This is a genomic window from Facklamia sp. P12932 (assembly GCF_050409545.1).
Lineage (GTDB): Bacteria > Bacillota > Bacilli > Lactobacillales > Aerococcaceae > Facklamia.
The window spans coordinates 1-19,110 of sequence record NZ_JBNUPG010000008.1; the positions used below are offsets into that span (position 1 = coordinate 1).

Annotated in this window: 19 protein-coding genes and 2 tRNA genes; 17 read left to right on the forward strand and 4 right to left on the reverse strand. The window is 36.2% G+C overall.

The annotated features are described in order from the left end of the window. Positions 1 to 55 precede the first annotated feature (55 nt). The 3 genes from ACQV2P_RS04785 to ACQV2P_RS04795 all read left to right on the forward strand — a co-directional run bounded on the left by ACQV2P_RS04785 (position 56) and on the right by ACQV2P_RS04795 (position 1,300). A tRNA-Asn gene (locus ACQV2P_RS04785) sits at positions 56 to 128 on the forward strand. Positions 129 to 153: 25 nt separating this feature from the next. Then, a tRNA-Thr gene (locus ACQV2P_RS04790) sits at positions 154 to 226 on the forward strand. 267 nt (positions 227 to 493) lie between these two features. After that, positions 494 to 1,300, forward strand: coding sequence for a formate/nitrite transporter family protein (locus ACQV2P_RS04795; RefSeq protein WP_428873959.1), 807 nt, complete (start codon positions 494 to 496; stop codon positions 1,298 to 1,300). Positions 1,301 to 1,348: 48 nt separating this feature from the next. Here ACQV2P_RS04795 and ACQV2P_RS04800 read toward each other — a convergent pair whose 3' ends face one another. Further along, positions 1,349 to 2,431 carry a M24 family metallopeptidase gene (locus ACQV2P_RS04800; RefSeq protein WP_428894688.1) on the reverse strand — a complete coding sequence of 361 codons (1,083 nt, stop codon included), beginning with the start codon at positions 2,429 to 2,431 and terminating at the stop codon, positions 1,349 to 1,351. An 80-nt stretch (positions 2,432 to 2,511) separates the two neighbouring features. On the opposite strand from ACQV2P_RS04800, the gene yidD reads away from it, so the two are divergent. The 4 genes from yidD (at position 2,512) to glmM (ending at position 6,060) form a co-directional block, all read left to right on the forward strand. Beyond that, positions 2,512 to 2,757, forward strand: coding sequence for a membrane protein insertion efficiency factor YidD (gene yidD / locus ACQV2P_RS04805; protein ID WP_428873961.1), 246 nt, complete (start codon positions 2,512 to 2,514; stop codon positions 2,755 to 2,757). A gap of 62 nt (positions 2,758 to 2,819) precedes the next feature. After that, positions 2,820 to 3,683 carry a diadenylate cyclase CdaA gene (gene cdaA / locus ACQV2P_RS04810; RefSeq protein WP_428873962.1) on the forward strand — a complete coding sequence of 288 codons (864 nt, stop codon included), beginning with the start codon at positions 2,820 to 2,822 and terminating at the stop codon, positions 3,681 to 3,683. Next, a complete protein-coding gene (locus tag ACQV2P_RS04815; RefSeq protein WP_428894689.1) occupies positions 3,676 to 4,647 on the forward strand; it encodes a CdaR family protein in 972 nt (323 codons plus the stop codon). The genes cdaA and ACQV2P_RS04815 overlap by 8 nt, the downstream gene beginning before the upstream one ends. Before the next feature lie 57 nt (positions 4,648 to 4,704). After that, positions 4,705 to 6,060 (forward strand): phosphoglucosamine mutase, encoded by a 1,356-nt coding sequence (glmM, locus tag ACQV2P_RS04820; protein WP_428875113.1) that lies wholly within the window; start codon positions 4,705 to 4,707, stop codon positions 6,058 to 6,060. Positions 6,061 to 6,106: 46 nt separating this feature from the next. On the opposite strand, the gene ACQV2P_RS04825 is transcribed toward glmM, so the two are convergent. Then, the gene (locus tag ACQV2P_RS04825) at positions 6,107 to 6,916 is read right to left on the reverse strand and encodes a helix-turn-helix domain-containing protein (protein ID WP_428891889.1); all 810 of its coding nucleotides are present in this window, start codon (positions 6,914 to 6,916) and stop codon (positions 6,107 to 6,109) included. 349 nt (positions 6,917 to 7,265) lie between these two features. After that, a complete protein-coding gene (locus ACQV2P_RS04830; RefSeq protein WP_428891890.1) occupies positions 7,266 to 7,970 on the reverse strand; it encodes a hypothetical protein in 705 nt (234 codons plus the stop codon). A 183-nt stretch (positions 7,971 to 8,153) separates the two neighbouring features. On the opposite strand from ACQV2P_RS04830, the gene ACQV2P_RS04835 reads away from it, so the two are divergent. From ACQV2P_RS04835 to ACQV2P_RS04875, 9 genes are all read left to right on the forward strand, one after another. After that, on the forward strand, positions 8,154 to 8,861 hold the full coding sequence (locus tag ACQV2P_RS04835; RefSeq protein ID WP_428875116.1) for a glucosamine-6-phosphate deaminase: 708 nt from the start codon (positions 8,154 to 8,156) through the stop codon (positions 8,859 to 8,861). Between the two features lie 125 nt (positions 8,862 to 8,986). After that, a complete protein-coding gene (locus ACQV2P_RS04840; RefSeq protein WP_428873969.1) occupies positions 8,987 to 9,547 on the forward strand; it encodes a LemA family protein in 561 nt (186 codons plus the stop codon). Between the two features lie 93 nt (positions 9,548 to 9,640). Beyond that, complete coding sequence (locus ACQV2P_RS04845; RefSeq protein ID WP_428873970.1) at positions 9,641 to 10,423, forward strand: hypothetical protein; 783 nt, start codon at positions 9,641 to 9,643, stop codon at positions 10,421 to 10,423. Beyond that, a complete protein-coding gene (locus ACQV2P_RS04850) occupies positions 10,420 to 11,505 on the forward strand; it encodes a D-alanine--D-alanine ligase (RefSeq protein ID WP_428891891.1) in 1,086 nt (361 codons plus the stop codon). The genes ACQV2P_RS04845 and ACQV2P_RS04850 overlap by 4 nt, the downstream gene beginning before the upstream one ends. An 11-nt stretch (positions 11,506 to 11,516) precedes the next feature. Then, positions 11,517 to 12,923 (forward strand): UDP-N-acetylmuramoyl-tripeptide--D-alanyl-D-alanine ligase, encoded by a 1,407-nt coding sequence (locus ACQV2P_RS04855; protein ID WP_428873972.1) that lies wholly within the window; start codon positions 11,517 to 11,519, stop codon positions 12,921 to 12,923. A gap of 105 nt (positions 12,924 to 13,028) precedes the next feature. Further along, positions 13,029 to 14,495 carry a DEAD/DEAH box helicase gene (locus ACQV2P_RS04860; RefSeq protein WP_428873974.1) on the forward strand — a complete coding sequence of 489 codons (1,467 nt, stop codon included), beginning with the start codon at positions 13,029 to 13,031 and terminating at the stop codon, positions 14,493 to 14,495. Positions 14,496 to 14,511: 16 nt separating this feature from the next. Then, positions 14,512 to 14,904, forward strand: coding sequence for a holo-ACP synthase (gene acpS / locus ACQV2P_RS04865; protein WP_428873975.1), 393 nt, complete (start codon positions 14,512 to 14,514; stop codon positions 14,902 to 14,904). 11 nt (positions 14,905 to 14,915) lie between these two features. Next, on the forward strand, positions 14,916 to 16,130 hold the full coding sequence (alr, locus tag ACQV2P_RS04870; protein ID WP_428894690.1) for an alanine racemase: 1,215 nt from the start codon (positions 14,916 to 14,918) through the stop codon (positions 16,128 to 16,130). A 9-nt stretch (positions 16,131 to 16,139) separates the two neighbouring features. After that, a complete protein-coding gene (locus tag ACQV2P_RS04875) occupies positions 16,140 to 16,769 on the forward strand; it encodes an MBL fold metallo-hydrolase (protein ID WP_428875120.1) in 630 nt (209 codons plus the stop codon). A gap of 54 nt (positions 16,770 to 16,823) precedes the next feature. Here ACQV2P_RS04875 and cbpA read toward each other — a convergent pair whose 3' ends face one another. Further along, on the reverse strand, positions 16,824 to 17,456 hold the full coding sequence (cbpA, locus tag ACQV2P_RS04880; protein ID WP_428875121.1) for a cyclic di-AMP binding protein CbpA: 633 nt from the start codon (positions 17,454 to 17,456) through the stop codon (positions 16,824 to 16,826). Between the two features lie 212 nt (positions 17,457 to 17,668). Here cbpA and ACQV2P_RS04885 point away from each other — a divergent pair, with 212 nt between their 5' ends. After that, the gene (locus ACQV2P_RS04885) at positions 17,669 to 19,066 is read left to right on the forward strand and encodes a hemolysin family protein (RefSeq protein WP_428874023.1); all 1,398 of its coding nucleotides are present in this window, start codon (positions 17,669 to 17,671) and stop codon (positions 19,064 to 19,066) included. Positions 19,067 to 19,110 lie beyond the last annotated feature (44 nt).

The following is a 19,110-nucleotide window of genomic DNA, read 5'->3' on the forward strand; positions in this document are numbered from 1 at the left end:
GGACCTTTGGTCTTGTGAGAGTAGGACGTTGCCACGCGTGTCATATCAAAGTTATTCCGCCATAGCTCAGCTGGCAGAGCGCATGACTGTTAATCATGATGTCGTAGGTTCGAGCCCTACTGGCGGAGTCTTTTTTTTTATAGATTTCTTTTTGCCGCCTTAGCTCAGCAGGTAGAGCGCTTCCATGGTAAGGAAGAGGTCGCCGGTTCAATCCCGGCAGGTGGCTTTTATAAAATAAATAAACAATTTTAAGTTTTATTACGAAGAATTTCTCTTTAACTTCTTCTAATAAAGCTTTTTCTTTTCTTCAATTTATTTTTGAAGAAAGATTTCCCTGTAATACTAGTTAAGTTATAATTTCAAAACTTATATCCACTCACTGTCTTTAAATTTTCATTATTCTTGCTATAATTTCTATTATTTTAACTTGATAATAAAGTAATAAACCTCTAAACTATAGAATGTTGTTAAATAACTTTAAAGGAGTTAAAGAATGAGAGAAAATATTGTAAATGAGTCACAGTTTGTTAAGATCATTGAGTCTTCTGTAAATAAGAAGGTTGGATTGTTCGAACAGAGTAAAGCGCGTTATTTTGTACGTTCTATGTATGCAGGAGCTATGTTAGTATTAGCTACAGCTATTGGCGTTTATGCTGCGGATTATATTAATGTTGGAGCTCCTCATATTGGCAAGTTTGTTTATTCAATCCTATTTGCTTTTGGTCTTTTATTTATTTTATTCCTACATCAAGAATTAGTTACTTCAAATATGATGTATTTAACGGCAGGTACTTATCACAAGTTTATAAGTCCTAACAAGACCGTTCAGATTCTTCTATTTTGTACCCTTGGTAATCTAGTTGGAGCTTTTGTAGCGGCCTTTATCGTTGCCCAAACAGGCGCTTTCAGTCAATTGACTGCTGAAAGCTTTATTGTTACTACTGTAAATGGAAAGTTAGGTAAAGATTTAGCTTTGATCTTCATCGAAGGGATTTTAGCCAACACCTTTGTAAACATAGCAATTGTTGGTTATTTATTGGCCAAAGAAGAAATTGCTAAGATAGTTATTGTTTTCGGCGCTATCTTCATGTTTGTGTTTTTAGGTTATGAACATGTGGTGGCTAACTTTGGATCATTTAGTTTAGTTGCTTTTAGTAATTATCAAGCAGAAGCTCTTCAGTTAGTGCCTGTTCTTTTAGCTTGGACTGTTGCTTGGGTTGCAAACTTTATTGGTGGCGGACTTGTTATTGGTCTCGTCTATGCATGGTTAAATGATGCTGGACTGGCACTTCATGATTAAAAAAATTAAGAAACCCTTGCAGCTTACATTAGCCACAAGGGTTATTTTTTATTTGTTAGGCAGAATGGTTAGTTCTTTATTCGCTAAGTTGATGACTTCACAGCCTGTTTCTGTAACGACAACTAGGTCTTCTATGCGTACGCCCATTTCACCTGGAAGATAGATACCGGGCTCAATTGAAAAAACATTTCCCACTTCTACTTTATTATGATTATGTTGGCTAACATCCCCATATTCATGGACGTCTCTACCAATAAAATGTCCGGTGCGGTGAGTGAAGTATTCACCATAGCCCGCATCTTCGATGATTTTTCTTGCGGTTAAGTCAATGGATGCAAATGACACCCCTGGTTTTACCTGTTTGATAGCCTCTTCGTTCGCTTTTAAAACAGTTTGATAGATTTCTTTATGCTTATCGGACACTTCGCCAAAAAAGACAGTTCGAGTCATATCTGAACAATATCCTTTATAACTTGATCCAATATCAATGATGATACTTTGTCCCACTTGAGGTAAACTATCATCGGTACTATGATGGGGGTCAGCACCATGGGGTCCATAGGCAATAATCGGTTCAAATGAAAAGCCGTCGCATTCGTACTCTTTATATAATGAAGCTAGTTGTTCTTTTATTTCATTTTCACTAGTGGTTGCATCTATCTTTTTAATCAGTGCTTGCATGACTTGATCGTTCCGATGTGATGCTTCTCGCATGATATCAATTTCTTCTTTTGATTTGATAGCACGAATTTTATCCACTAAGGGACTTCCATTTACATATTCAGCATTAGGATGTTGTTTCATCAAGTTAATTAAAAAATGACTTGGCCAGTTTTTATCAATACCGATATTACCAGCCTCTAAACCTTCAGCTAATTCTCTAATAATGGGTTCTCCATCATTATAATATTTAATAGCTAGATTATCTTTTTCCTTAAAAGTAGGGAATAATTGGTTAAGAATCAGTTGCATTTGTCCATTACGCTTAATTGATAATAATAAAAGTCTTTCACCAGGATCTGTATGGTATCCTACTAAATAATCAATTGTAGAGGGGTCAGATATTAAAAATTGTGAGATATTTTTTTTCTGCATAGCGTCTAGTAGTTTTTTTGTAGCTAATTTGTTCATATTTTTCCTCCTACTTGGTAACTTCTACATAAACTATTATAATAGAAGAAAATGGTTATTGTAATGATTGGAGGTAAAAAATGCAAAAGATATTTATTAGAATGATAAGATTCTACCAAAAATACATCTCCCCCTTAACGCCTCCTTCGTGTCGCTATTCACCAACTTGTTCAAGTTATACCATTCAAGCGATTGAGCGGTTTGGAGCACTTAAAGGTTCTTTAATGGGTTTAGCACGTATTTTAAGATGTCACCCTTTCCGTGAAGGAGGATTAGATCCTATACCGGATCATTTTACTTTAAGAAGGCAGCGGGTCAATAAATAAATTTTACCATGGGTTAATGAGACTATGGTAAAATAGTAATTAAGTTGAAAGTAGGTGAAAGGATGCTAGAGTGGCTCAATCAGTTCCTAGGCAACCATCCATTTGTGAGTTTACTGGATATTTTCATTGTCTGGTTCATTATTTATCGATTAATAGGCTATGCTAAACAATCTCGGGCAATGAATCTTTTGCAAGGAATAGGCTTAATTATTTTTGCCAAATTTGTAAGTCAAGGAATTGGTTTACAAACAATCGATTGGCTATTGGGGCAAGTTATTTCATGGGGAGTAGTCGCCCTTATTATTTTATTCCAAGCTGAATTGCGAAAAGCGTTAGAAAGTTTAGGGAAAATCCTTTTTAGAAATAGACAATCTTCAAGAAATCCGAGTGAAGAGTTAATTGAGGATTTAAAAAAATCCTTACTCTATATGTCAAAGCGTAAAATTGGAGCGCTCATTTCTATTGAAGGTGAAGATTCTTTAGAAGAATATATTAGTACTGGGACAACATTAGATTCTGAAATTTCTAGTCAATTATTAATCAATATCTTTATTCCCAACACGCCTTTGCATGATGGAGCAGTCATTATCAATGACTTTAGAATTGCGTCTGCCTCTTGTTATTTACCGCTTTCGGAAAGTAAATTAATTCCTAAGGAATTAGGAACAAGGCACCGGGCGGCAATTGGACTGGGAGAGAAAACAGATGCTTTGACATTAATAGTATCCGAAGAAACGGGCGCAATTAGTATTGTAAAGAATGATTTTTTACATCGTGATCTAGATAAAGAAGAACTACATGATTTGCTTAACAAATATCTTTATACAGAGATAGAAAAAAAAGACTCAAAAAGTCAAGATTCTAATATGTTTAAAACCCTCTTTAACAGGATGCGCTCAAGTAAAGGAGGCAAAAATAATGAATAAGATATTTGAAAAAAACTGGGCTGTGGGAATTATTTCATTAATTTTTGCTCTATTTATTTATACTTTTGTTACTAACGAAAACAATGCCCGTAATGCAGCCGTGAATTCTCAATTAGCTTCTAGTTTTAATACATCGGAGACTTTGTATAATGTGCCATTATATTTAGGCGATCATCCCGATGATATTTACGTTAGTGATCTTAAAGAAAGTGTGACCGTTCGTCTTGACGGCCCTAAAAATATTTTGAACCAAGTGACACGCGAAAACATTATGGTTCAAACTGATAAAATTTCTAAAGGTCAAATTGGTGATCAAGAACTATTATTATTAATAGACGGTTTACCTGATGAAATCACTTATACCATCTCGCCTTCTAAAGTAAAAGTAGAGGTCCAACAGCGTAAAGTCGTGACGGTTGCTGTTGAAGTTTCACTTGATGATCTTCAATTAGAATCAGATTTTAAGGTAGAGTCTGTTAATATTGATCCAAAAGAAGTTAAATTAGTAGGCAGTCAAAGAGCCATTAATGCCATTGATTTTGTGGGCATTAGTATTCGCTCTAACCAACCGGTTGCAGAATCCTTTGCAGGTAATTATCGCTTACAAATTTTAGACAAAGATGGAAAGCCTCTCGATGTGAACTCAGAAACAATGGATATTAAAGCACAAGTGAACATTGTCCAAAACTCGAAAGAATTTCCTTTGAAAATTACTGCTATAGGAGAAGATAATACAAAAAATAATTATCGTTATTCCATTGTTGGTCAAGATAAAGTCACATTATTTGGTAGTCAGAAAATCCTTAATCCGATTAAAGAAGTAGAACTTGTTGTAGATGTTTCCGAACAGACAGAATCAGGTCAAGTTATAGGGTTACTGAATTTACCGAGTGGTATTTCGAGCGCGAGTATCAATGAGGCTAAAGTAGAAGTTATAATCGAGCCAGTGAAATTAAGTCAATAGTAACGTAATGAAAAGATTTAAGAAAGCTCACTTATAAGATTTAAAAAGGAGAAGAAAATGGGAAAATTTTTTGGAACGGATGGTGTTAGAGGAGTTGCTAATCAGGAATTAAGTCCAGAACTAGCATTCAAATTAGGTCGATATGGAGGATATGTTCTTTTACAGCACGCTGAATCTGTTGAAACACCAAGAGTCTTAGTTGCAAGAGATACACGTGTTTCTGGACAAATGCTAGAAGCTGCTTTAACCGCAGGTCTTTTGTCAGTTGGGATTGAAGTGATGCAATTGGGTATTGTACCCACTCCAGCCGTAGCCTATTTAACTAAAACGCAAAATGCTGTAGCGGGGATCATGATTTCTGCTTCACATAATCCTGCAGAAGATAATGGGATTAAATTTTTCGGTACCGATGGTTTTAAATTATCTGATCAGCAAGAAGAAGAAATAGAAGAACTACTAGATTCAGAAGAAGATAATTTGCCTCGACCAGCCGCTGAAGGCTTAGGCTTAATAGACGAATTCCATGAAGGAACTATAAAATACCTGAACTTTTTACAATCAACTATTTCAGTTGAATTAAGTGGATTGAGTGTCGCTATTGATGCGGCAAATGGAGCCACTTCACCCTTAATCAATCAATTATTTGCTGATTTAGACACTGATTTTTACACCATGGGTGATCGACCTAATGGGATAAACATTAATGATCAGGTTGGATCAACTCATCCAAAAGCTTTGCAAGAGCTAGTTAAGGAAAAAGAAGTGGATCTAGGATTAGCCTTTGACGGTGATGGAGATCGTTTAATTGCAGTTGATGAAAAGGGAAATCTAGTTGATGGAGATAAGATACTCTTTATTTGTGGAAATCATCTGAAGCAAAAAGGACGATTAAATGATAATACGATTGTCTCAACGGTTATGAGTAATATAGGTTTCCATAAAGCTTTAGAAGCCAATGAAATGGTTGCAATAAAAACGAATGTTGGAGATCGCTATGTTGTAGAAGCTATGCGTGAAGGTGGTTATACCTTAGGTGGTGAACAATCTGGACATATCGTCTTCTTAAATTTAAACACAACAGGAGACGGTCTATTAACAGCCGTACAATTAATGGCTGTTATGAGTGAAACGGGGAAGAAACTATCGGAATTAGCAGAAGAGGTCATCATCTATCCGCAAAAGTTAGTCAATGTTCGAGTTAGAGATAAACATACTGTTTTAGAAGAAGCAAAAGTTCAACAAGTCATTGAATCGGTTGAAAAAGAAATGGCCGGTGAAGGAAGAATTTTAGTTCGCCCAAGTGGAACGGAACCATTACTGCGAGTAATGGCCGAAGCTCCGACCGACGAATTAGTGGATAAGTATGTGCATAAAATTGCAGATGTTATTCGCCAAGTTAGAGGGATTGAATAAAATAAGCGCTTCATGAAATAGAATTTTCATGGAGCGCTTTGTTTTATTAAGCTAAACTAGAAAACTTTCGTCGATAAGCTGAAGGGGTCATATGATTACTTTCCTTAAATGTTTTTGAAAAGTGTGAAGGAGAATGAAAGCCAACTATATCAGAAATTTTTGAAATCGTAATAGACGTTTGAGCTAACAGTTTTTCTGCTTCAGACAGTCGCACATGAATTAAATAATCAATGGGAGAAAGTCCTGTTTGTTGTTTAAACAGTCTAATCATATAGTATTTATTGATATCAACAATATCAGAAAGCTGTTCAAGAGTTACTTTTTCAGAAAAATGTTCACGAATATAGTTTTTGATTATTTCGATTTCTTGGTGACGCACTTGAATAGAGGAGTCTTTAATGGACAGTTCATGGTGCCTCAGCACATGAACCATGACACACTCAATTAGTTTTCTTAAAACAAGTTCAGACCCTCTAAAGGGTTGTTTATATTCGATAAGGGCAAGATCTAAGTAATTTTTAATGGTCTGCGATTGATCGCAAACGATAAAAATATTATCCATTGATTCAATTTCAGCAGATGAAGTAAACAAAATTCCGGAAATTTCAACACGAAACCATTCTAATTTACGGATTGGTTGGATTTCAATCGAATGGTTAGGATTTAGGATGATGATATCACGTTTCTTAAAACCACCTATTTTCTCTTCAGAGATGAAATCAGCTGCCCCTTTATGAACATAAATTAAAACCAATTTATCTGAAGATTGGACTGTGAAACTTTGACTGGATGTGATTTTTTCGGATTGAATACTGTCTAGTTTAACAGAAGCTGAATTAATATTAGAAATATACATAGCGACCCTCCTTATTTTATATCTTCCCTACAATATATCATTTTAACAATATTATACACTAATTTTATTCCGATTGGTATAGTTAGAGTATTAAAAATTTTATATGATATTTTATTAATAAAAAGAAGCTTAACCATATAAGATTAAGCTTTGTGATATAAATTTTTTTAAACTTAATGAGAAATCATTTGAAAAGCTTATTAAAACAATAAGAAAATCTTATATAATCAAAAAAATGGAATAGATGGACAATAAGAGTTATTTAAAATAGAAATAAGATACTAATAAAATCCTTTAAAATCAACTGTTAAAAGAAAAAATATTCTTTTATTTAGTAGCGCTTCAAGGATTATGGAGTCGTTTTATTTTGCATAAAATACTCTGCATAAAGATTGAGCCAGCGAATAATTTTATGATCAAATAATGTCAAGATGTCTGCATCGGGAATAATTAATAGATGGCGAATTAGAAAGGCCCCTTGATAATAGATTGATTGAATAAAATCGGAATTTTCATAAAGGGTGGTGGCGAATTCAGTGAGAATATACGCCAATGGGACGGTATCTTTTTTAATAACTGTTAATTTACCAGCTTCGAAGGCCACTTCTTTAGAAGTGGTAGTTTGCTCGGACAGCTCAGAGGTTTCGGATTTTTCCTGAGTTGTCGTTATTTTTTCTTGACTACGATTATCATTATCTTCTTGATCGTTAGTGACGGTTGTTAATTGATTGCTTGTGATTGTTGACTCATCTTTACTAGCTTGACGACTTGTTTGAGTACTTTCATTCGGATCGAAAGTAATCGGTGGAGTAGGAGCAATCACTTCCTGGGTGGTAGTTGTTGATTCATCCTCGGGTTTTTCAACGCTGGTGGTTTGTTTGTTGCTTGGGTTTTTAACGGGATTAGTCTCAACTGGACTGGATAGCCTGTGGAAGCCTGAAGCTTGCGTTTCAATATAGGGAGATTTGATGCTGATGATAAAAAAACACATCAACATTATAAAGCATAGAATAGTCTTTGAATGGTTTAATTTTAGCTTGTTTTTCTCACACACTTTTATGCTCTCCTCCCTAATGATTTGTTAATACTAGTTTATCATTAATTATTTAATTTATGTGGTTTGTTACCTGAATGTTGCCAGCTTGAGAAGAATGTCATTTAATGTTGCTTTGTTAAATATATATTTAATGATAAACTATTTAAAAGAAAAAAGCCTAATACTTAAGGAGGATTTATTATGAGAGTTGAAATCTATAACAGTTCAGAAGAGGCATCATTAAGAGCTTTAGAAATATTCAAGCTTAGTCAGCAAGAGGGGGCTGATGTATATGGTATGGCGACTGGATCGACCCCGGAAAGATTATATGAGCTTTTAAGTCAGTCGGATATGGACTTCAGTCAGGCTGTTGCAATTAATTTGGATGAATACGTTGGATTAGATGACGAGAATCCTCAAAGTTATGCTTTCTATATGAATGACCATCTCTTCAAAAACAAACCCTTTAAAGGCTCTTTTATTCCGAATGGACAGGCTAAAGATATCGATGCTGAGTTAGCTCGATACGATCAAGTAATTAAAGACAATCCGGTTGATTTGCAACTATTAGGCTTGGGTTCGAATGGCCACATAGGGTTTAACGAACCTGGGTCCGATTTAGAAGCTGGCACATCCCTAGTGAGTCTGACGCAATCTACAATTGATGATAATCAACGTTTTTTTGGTTCTAAAGAAGAAACGCCTACCAAAGCAATTACGATGGGTGTGGGAGCTATTATAAAAGCTAAAAAAATAATAATTATGGCCTTTGGTAGTCAAAAGGCTCAAGCTGTACGAGGTATGATTGAAGGCCCTATTACATCAGACTTACCGGCTAGTGTTTTACAAAAGCATCGGAATGTTTACGTACTCTTAGATAGAGAAGCGGCATCCTCATTGACTCGTTAAAGTCTAAGAATAAATAATGGTGCTTCATCTTCGCTGATATTAAGGTGTTAAAGATAATAGCTTTATATTCACTCTTTTATTGCAATCGCTTATAATAGATTTATATGAAAGGATGTGCTAAGGATATGTTTATGTATATTTTGTTAGGTGTAATAGGTATAATAGCTCTTTTTTGGGTAGGTGTTTATAACAATTTAATTAAAGCTCGTAACGGGGTAGAAGGTTCTTTTAGTCAAATTGACGTTCAACTTCAAAGAAGAAACGATCTGATACCGAATGTGGTTGAAACAGTTAAAGGATATGCTGAGCACGAACGCCAAACACTAGAAAATGTGACCAAAGCGCGTCAGCAGTTAGTTAATCTACCTGCTGATGCAAGTCCAGAAATGATCAATAGTAAATCTAACAGCTTAACTTCAGCATTATCACGTTTGCTTGTCGTAGCGGAACAATATCCTGATCTAAAAGCGAACGCTAATTTTCAAGAATTACAAAGATCACTTGAAGATACAGAAAACAAGATTGCAGTTTCTCGCCAACTTTATAATTCAAGTGTACAAACCTATAATGAGAAGGTTCAAGTTTTTCCTAACAATGTGGTAGCGGGAGTCCATGGATTTGGCGAGAAAACTTATTTAGAAGCTCCAGAAGCTGCTCGTCAAGCACCTCAAGTCTCTTTTGACTAATAATTTTATGCCTTCTTTAAAATTAGGCTTTGCATTGGAAATCAAAGAGAGTAGAATGTGAGTTACCGATCTTTAAAAGAAAGGAGGTAGAGAATGAATCGGATTAATCTTTATGTGCATTATGATGCCGTTACTAATTATTTTATGACGCGAGGAATAAGCCTAAAAATAATGGATTTCAATCGTCAATATTTACCACAAAATATTATTTTAGCGAATGCACCGGAAGAATTCGGTCGTTTTGACGTTCAAACGGATTTTAAAATTCTACGCAATCAGACAGAAGTTTTAGACTATTTTGAACTTTGTCAAAAAGAAGGGCGTCGAATGTCTAATTGGATTGATTTCGATAGTATGGAATTGATGCACCAATTAACCCCCGTTGAAATTTCAGAACTACTCTACCTTTTTCACGCTAATAAAGCCTTGAGATCACCTTTCTTTTATAAGTTGCAAAATAACTATGTTTATTTAACCATGTCAAATGGCCTAAATAAAACATATTATCGGCATATGTCTCACTTTTATGGGCGCTTTGCTCGGGCTCTAAGTGAACATCTGTCTAACATAATCAATGAAAATGTTGGGTGGTTTACAAGACGGAAAAAAGTAATAGCACCAATGCCCGTTAGACTAGTAGAGGAATTAAGCCCCCTATTTATGAATGGGTTAAAAATTGATTTAAAACAAGCCATTAAAGAAAATGATACTTGGAGTATCCCTCTATATATAATTGAGGATGAATTAACTTATTTAACACGTAATTTCGATCGTAAAGATGCTGTTGGACAGATAATTTACCAAGAATCAACCAGTCAATGGCGCATCGAAGACTTAAGCCAACAGTTGGAAGACAAGACGGAGGGAACTCAATGAAAATAATATTACTATATGGTGGGCAAAGTGCTGAGCATGAGATCTCTATTATTTCAGCTCATAATATTTCGCAAGCAATTATGTACAATTTATATACAGTGCAGCCGATTTATATCACCAAAGATGGGCAATGGATTCAAGGGCCGGAAATGAATGAACCTTCTTTAGGTGATCAGCAATTAATATTTAATGAATCCGATCATGCAAAGTGGTCAACCACAAACACACCTTCAAAAGGAGTGGTTATAAAACCGGGAGAGATTCAAGAGGAGGATGCCATAGTCTTTCCTGTTTTACACGGTCCTAATGGTGAAGATGGCACTATTCAAGGCTTTGTAGAAGTTTTAGATATGCCATATGTTGGAGCAGGGATTACCGCTTCAGCAAATGGTATGGATAAAATCATTTCTAAATCTTTATTTACCCAAGCAGGCATTCCTCAAGTTCCCTATGTTTCCTTTGATGATGTAGAGTGGAAAAATCAGCAAGAAAACTTAATTATTAAAGCTGAAGGAACATTACTGTACCCAATGTTTGTCAAGCCAGCTAATATGGGATCGAGTGTTGGGATTTCTAAGGCTCAAGATAAATATCAGCTAATTGAAGCAGTTAATGAAGCTTTGAAGTATGACCGTCGCATTGTGGTTGAGCAAGGAATTAGTGCTGATGAGTGTGAAGTAGCCATTTTAGGTAATGAAGATATTCACGTGTCTTGTGTGGGACGATTGGTAAAAACCCAAGATTTCTACGATTATTCCGAAAAATATATTAATAATACGGTTGAAATGGAAATTCCAGCTGATTTACCTGAAAGTCTATCTGAAGAAATTCAAAACTATGCGAAAAAAGCTTATCGGGTGATTGATGGTTCTGGATTAGCAAGGGCCGACTTTTTTGTCACTGCTAACCATGATATTTACATTAATGAGCTAAATACCATGCCAGGATTCACCCAATACTCGATGTATCCAAGTCTTTGGAAAGCAACAGGCTTAGAATATCGGGACTTAATTGAAGAACTCATTCAATTAGGGTTGAGCCGACATAAAACAAAGTCTCAAATGAAAAGTTATAAAAGTTAGGGAGCGAGTCTTTGAAAGCAATTCAAATTAACGAAATCATCAAGACTTTAAAACTAAATCCGTTTAATTATCAGCCAGTCTTAGGTCAAGAAATTACCAGTGTAGAGTTTGACTCACGTAAGGTCAAAAAGGCTAGTCTTTTTGTCCCATTAGTAGGGGGTACTACGGATGGTCATGACTATATTCAAAATGCAATAGATAATGGTGCCATCGCTTGTTTTTGGTCACGTCCTATAGAAGAAGCACCCTCTGAACAATTAATTGTTATCAAGGTTGAAGATACATTAGCGGCCTTTCATCAATTAGCAAATTATTATCGTCATCTTATTCAGCCTATTGTGATAGGTATCACAGGGAGTAATGGTAAAACAACTGCTAAAGACATGACAGCCATGAGTTTAACTTCAAAATATAGTGTCCATAAAACCCAAGGGAATTATAATAACGAAATTGGTATGCCTTATACACTATTGCAAATGCCTGAAGATACGCAGGTATGTGTCTTAGAGATGGGGATGAGTGACTTTGGAGAAATTAGTCGATTAAGTAAAATCGCTGAGCCTGATATTGCTGTAGTGACTATTATCGGAGAGAGCCACTTAGAATTTTTAGGGAGTCGGCAAGGCATTACACAAGCAAAATTAGAAATATTAGATGGTCTCACTTCCAATGGTATTTTCTTATACCCTGGCAATGAGCCTTTAATTGAAGCAGAGTTGCAAAAAAAACAGGTTAAAATTAAAAGTTACTGCTTTGGTTTTGAAAAAAGTGACGATTTTTATGCTTACGCTATTAATCAAGAATATAATAAAACTTTTTTCCGCACGAATATTGATGAAAATGTGTTATGTTCGATCCCAATCATTGGAGCCTATAATGTTACTAATGCTTTAATTGCTCTAAGCATTGCTAAACTATTAGAAGTTCCTACCGAACAAGCTATTTTCCAATTATCACAATTTAAACTGACAGCCAATCGGGTACAATGGTTAACCACTAAAAATGGCGCTAGACTTTTAAATGATGCTTACAATGCCAGTCCAACTTCCATGCGAGCTGTTTTAAATACTTTGGCTGATGTTGAAGTAGAAGGTGCGGGCCGTAAAATTGCTGTTTTGGGTGATATTAGGGAGTTAGGAGCCAAAAGTGAAGAATATCATCGTAGTTTAAAAGATTCACTGGACGTAAGCGTGTTAGATAAGGTATACTTGTTTGGCGACCAGATGGCTTATTTATACGATGAATTGCAAAAAACTTTTGCAAAGGAACAGTTGTTTTATGAAAAAGCAGATCATCAACGTTTGATAGACGCTCTTAGTATAGAGACATCAAATGAAGATGTCATCCTAGTTAAGTCTAGCTTCGGTGTTGACTTACTGAGCGTTGTGACGGCGTTAACTGGAATCAAAACACAATGATCAACCATAAGGTTTAAAAACTTTATAAACAGATGATAGTGGGGCTGGGGTAAATACCCAGTCCCTTGTTGAAATTCTTATCAATAGAAGAAAAGGAAGAATTATTTGAAATTTAAAGATTTACAATTAGATGAACGATTAGTTAAAACACTTGATGAGTTAGGTTTTGAAGAGCCAACTCCCATCCAGCAAAAAGCAATACCTGTAGCACTGGAGGGCCGTGACTTAATCGGTCAAGCGCAAACAGGAACAGGAAAAACAGCAGCCTTTGGTCTGCCTTTATTAAATAAACTGGAAACCAACCATGATAATATTCAAAGTTTAGTGGTAGCTCCAACAAGAGAACTCGCTATCCAAGTTCAGGAAGAGTTATTTCGTTTAGGAAAAGGCGTTCGTTCGCGTATTTATGTGGTCTATGGTGGCTCACCAATCGGTAAGCAAATTGAGCGTATTAAACGTAATAAACCACAAGTTATTGTGGGGACTCCAGGACGACTATTAGACTTAATCAATCGAAAAGTTTTGAAATTAGAGCATGTACAAACTTTGGTTTTAGATGAAGCCGACGAAATGCTAAATATGGGTTTTATTGAAGATATTAAGTCGATTGTTTCTAAAACACCTCAAGCAAGACAAACGTTACTCTTCTCAGCGACTATGCCACCAGCAATTCGAAACTTAGCAGATCAATTTCTTAAATCACCAGCTCATGTACATATTGAAACAAAACATGTAACAGCAGACTTGATTGAGCAATTTTATGCTAAGTGCCGTGACGATGAGAAATTTGATGCCTTATCACGTTTTCTTGACGTTCAAATGCCTAAGCAAGCGATTATCTTCTGTCGGACTAAAAAGCGTGTCGATGAAGTCGGCCGTGGTCTAAACCTAAGAGGTTACAATGCAGAAGTGATCCATGGTGATATTACTCAACAGAAACGGTCTAGCGTGATTAACGCCTTCAAAAAAGGCAATGTAGAACTCTTAGTCGCAACTGATGTTGCCGCCAGAGGATTAGATATTACAGGCGTTACTCACGTCTATAACTATGATATTACGCAAGATCCTGAGTCTTATGTTCACCGTATCGGGCGTACAGGGCGTGCAGGCAATGAAGGTTTGTCATTAACCTTTGTCTTACCGACTGAAATGCCTTATTTAAGAACCATCGAAAAATTAGTCGGTAAACAAATGCAACCGATGAAACCACCAACCATTCAAGAAGCACAACAAGGACAAATCCACCAAATTATCGAACAGATTAATGAGCAATTAGAAGGCGACCAGGTGAATCATAGTCGGCAAAATGCTAAACTACTTTTAGCTAACTATGAAGCGGAAGATTTAGTAGCAGCCCTTTTAGGACAAATTGTTTCAGAAAGCCGTGAAATTGCTGTTTCGATTTCACCGCAAAAACCATTACCAAATGCAGACCGCAAAAAACGGAATAATCGTGACAACTATCGCAAAAAGTCTGGCAAATCAAACCGCAATAAATATTCCGGTGGTAATAAAGGCAACTATTCAAAGTCTAACAAGAAAAATTTTAAGATGAAGAAAAAAGAGCGTTAATATTTGAGGTATTATAATGGAGATAGGAATTGATATTGTAGAAATTGATCGGATTGCTAAGGCCCTAGCTAGACACAAAGCTTTTCCAAATAAAATATTATCAGATCAAGAACTACGAGTATTTGATAAATATTCCTCTCAGCGGCAGCTCATTTATTTGGCTGGCCGCTTTTGTGCTAAAGAGGCTTATGTTAAAGCTATGGGTACAGGGATTGGACACTTGAAGTTTTCTGATATTTCAATTATCAATGACGAGAGAGGACGACCTAAGATTACAGCAGGTCCAATAATAAAACATGCCAAAGTATCGATTAGTCATGGTCAAGATTACGCAACGGCTATGGTTGTAATGGACTGTGATCAGCAAACGATTGACCAAGCCTATCAAAAATTTATAAACAAGTCGTAAGGAGTCAAAAAATGTATCGAGCAAGTGAGCACCGCCCAACGCAAGCAGTCATTAGTTTAGAAAACATTAAACATAATATCAAGCTATACCAAGATAAGAAAGCTTCATATCAACAAATATATGCAGTAGTTAAAGCCAACGCTTATGGACATGGAGCAATTCCAATTGCTAAGGCAGCCATTGAAGCAGGTGTGAATGGATTGTGCGTTGCCACAGTAGATGAAGCCATCCAACTCCGCAAGCTGGGTCTGACTAAAATACCAATTTTAGTAATGGGCTTAACATTACCCTATGGAATAGCCGAGATTTTATATTATGATTTAACGATTACTGTTTCAGATTTAAGCTTTTTTGACCAGTCTTTCCACCAGCTTAAAAAGAATCAGCAAGAGAATCTGTTGAAAGAGAATCCATTAAAATTTCATTTGAAGCTGGATACGGGGATGTCACGAGTGGGGTTAAGGACCAAAGAAGAAGTACTAGCCTTTGTTGAAGGCGTTAAAGCTTATTCGTGGCTAAATTGGCAAGGGGTTTTCACTCATTTTGCAACGGCTGGTGGTGGCCCCTTAAGTTATATTGACTATCAATGGGAGCGTTGGCAAGCTTTAATTTCTTATATTCCTGATTTTGTGTCTTTAAGACACTTTGATAATTCAGCCATGGGACTTTATCCTGCAATTGGCGACCGATCAGATATTATACGCTTAGGTATTTCCATGTATGGTCTCGATAGTAGAGACTGTGTCCCTGAAGATTTAGTGACGGACCAGCAAATTACTGATTATCATTTAGATAAAGAGGGTTTACGCAGTAAAAATTCTACAAATGAACTTAATTTGAAGCCAGCATTTCAATTGTTGTCTGAATTGTCCTATGTGAAGAAAGTTGAAAAAGGAACGCGTATTTCTTATGGAGCAAGCTATGAAAGTCCAGAGGATGAATGGATTGGTACTATTCCGATTGGCTATGCCGATGGTTGGCTTCGCGCTTATGCTAAAATTCCTATTTTGGTAGAAGGATATGCATGCCCTGTTTTAGGTGTGATTAATATGGATCAATTAATGATTCGTTTACCCAAGGAATTCCCTGTGGGAACGGAAGTGACAATAATCGGTCAAGATGGTAAATATTATAATCACCCCTCTTTGTTGGCACATATGGCAGGAACTATTTCCTATGAAATATTATCATGTATTAGTGAAAGAGTTCCTCGAATTTATATATAGGAGGATAATATGTTAGAAGTAGCTATGAAAACAGTGGGTCCTATGCAGGAAAATACTTATGTAGTGATTCATCCCAATCAAGAGGTCATCCTTTTTGATCCGGGTGCAGAAGCGGATAAATTGATTGAATGGATTGATGGTCAAGGCTGGAAACCGAAAGCTATTCTTCAAACCCATTGCCATTTTGATCATATTGGTGGTTTAGACCAATTGAGAGATTATTATCACGTTCCAGTCTATGTACATACATTAGAAGCTGATTTCCTCGGTGATCCAGCCTTAAACTTGTCTACAATGCTTACTCAACCGATTATTCAGCGTAAAGCTGATCATCTTTGGGAAAGTATGGGGGAAGTTTCAATCGCTTCTTTTAAGTTTGAAGTGAAGCATACACCCGGACACAGTCCAGGTCATGTGATTTATCTATTTGATGAGGATGAATTTGTGATATCTGGTGACCTTGTTTTTGCAGGCAGTGTTGGACGTACGGATTTACCGAATGCTAGTCATCAACAATTAATGGAAAGTATTCAACGCGAAATTTTACCTTTGAGTGATAATTATCAGTTGTACCCTGGACATGGCAACCCAACGTTTGTAGCCCAAGAGCGCCAGAACAATCCTTATTTTCCTAAATAATTATAAAATCCCCGTTAACTCTTCTTCGATTAGAGATTAGCGGGGATAAATATTTTAAATGTACCAGAATTCAACCGTGTATTTACGGCGTTGCAAATCTTGAACGAGGTTTTGAAAGGTAAGACGGCTAGTATCTTGGTGGATTTGAAAGAGGATATAGGAACGGTTGTTAAAATCGGTCTTATCAATGGTCATTGAGGAAGAAATATCGCAATAACGGTTAACTAGACGGGCAATCTTAGTGAGATTGCCCTTTTTACCGAGGGCTTCTACTTTTAATATATAGCCTACGACCGGCATATCCCAAGCTTGATTTAAAAAGCTCAGAAAGTTTGTGTGTTCCACAATCCCTAAAAAGGTATGTTCCTTACTTAAGACAGCAACATAGGGTAGGTCTTTTATAGCAAAAAACAATTCCAAAATTGAATGGTGAATACGGATAATTTTGGTGGTGTTTTTTAAAAAGCGGGTCACGGGTAAAGAACTAAGATCAGCGTCAGGATGATGAAATTTATATTGATAAATATGGAAGCGGTAAATGTTACCACGGAAAATGGATTGGCTATCATCTACCACCGGGGCGCAACGAAGATTATTTTTTTCTAATAATTCAATAGCTTCTAGACAAGTGCATGTTTCCGGTAGAGTGAGAAGGGCATTTTTGGGTGTCATTAAGTCTTCAATCATTAGTTTCTCCAATTCTTTACTAATTATTTAGGTAAAAGTTGGCATCTACTCTCCTATTTTATCATAGTAATTAAAATGCGCAATCGTTCTCTCATAGTTTTTTAATAATTTGCTAGTTTCTATCCAGATAAAGTGTTGCTTTTTATATTGAAATTACCTATTATAAAAGTAGTCGAAATTTTTAGATGCATAAAGGAGAAATGAACTTAACTATGGACTCTTCGGAGAATTCACTGATAGCGCAATTAGTCTTAATTTTATGTTTAACCGCAATTAACGCTTTTTTCGCTGCAGCAGAAATTGCTTTTGTTTCAATTAACCAATCGAGAATGAGAACGTTAGCGGAAGAAGAGCAGAACAAAAAAGCACAACGAGTGCTGAGATTAATCGATAATGCAGATGATTTTTTAGCGACCATCCAAGTAGCAATTACTTTGGCAGGTTTCCTTTCATCTGCATCAGCTGCAACAAGTTTTGCAGATTATATAGTAAGATGGATACCATTTTTTCCGGGTGCGAAGTCACTTTCAATAGTGATAGTAACGGTCTTGCTTTCTTATGTGACCTTGGTCTTGGGTGAGCTTTATCCTAAACAAATCGCTTTACAAATGCCTGACAAAGTAGCTATGGCTACTAGCGCCATTGTTGAATGGGTTCAAAAACTATTCACTCCATTTGTTGCCTTATTATCGGTTTCTACTGGCTTTTTAAAGCGGTTAACACCTATTGATTTCAATGCTGATAACGACCAGTTTACCCGTGAAGAAATGGTGGCTATTCTAACCCAAAGCCAACAAGAAGGAACAATCGATTTAGCGGAGTATTCAATGCTTGAAGGAGTCCTGTCGCTTGACTCTAAGCTTGCAAGAGAGGTCATGGTTCCACGGACCGACACACAAATGGTTGATATAGAAGATGAGTACGATGAAATTCTCACAACTATTTTAAATAGTCCTTTTTCACGTTTGCCTATTTATGAAGAAAGTAAAGATAATGTCATTGGTGTGCTCCATGTTAAGCAATTATTAAAAACGGCCAGTCAACAAGGCTTTGATCAGATTGATTTTTTAGAAATTGCTAACGATCCTCTATTTGTCCCTTCTACGGCCTATATTGATGACTTGCTGTTGGAATTCCGTCGAGAAGAGACCCATATGGCTATCTTACGAGATGAGTATGGTGGTGTCGAGGGAATCGTTACTCTTGAAGATTTAATTGAAGAAATAGTAGGTGATATCAATGATGAGTCCGATATTACCGCTTCTGTCGTTCGCAAGATCGATGATATGAATTATTACATTAATGGCGTTATGACCTTAGAAAAGTTCAATCATTATTTTGATGAGCACTTAGACTCAGAGGAAGTAGATACTATCGCTGGTTTGATGATTCAAGTGATTGGCTATGTACCAGATGATGACGAGCGTACATCAGTCAGAATGAATGACTATGTCTTAACGACCAGTAATGTTGAAAATGGAAGAATCCGTGGTATTCAAGTCACTCATGATTCAGCCTATGCTTTAGAAACAGATTATAGTCTCTATGAATTTGAGCACGATAGCGATCGTCGGGATAATGACTATGGTTTAGATACTGAAAAAAAATAAAACAAACGGCAGTGAACGAGTGAGTCAAAAGACCTTCTCGTTCA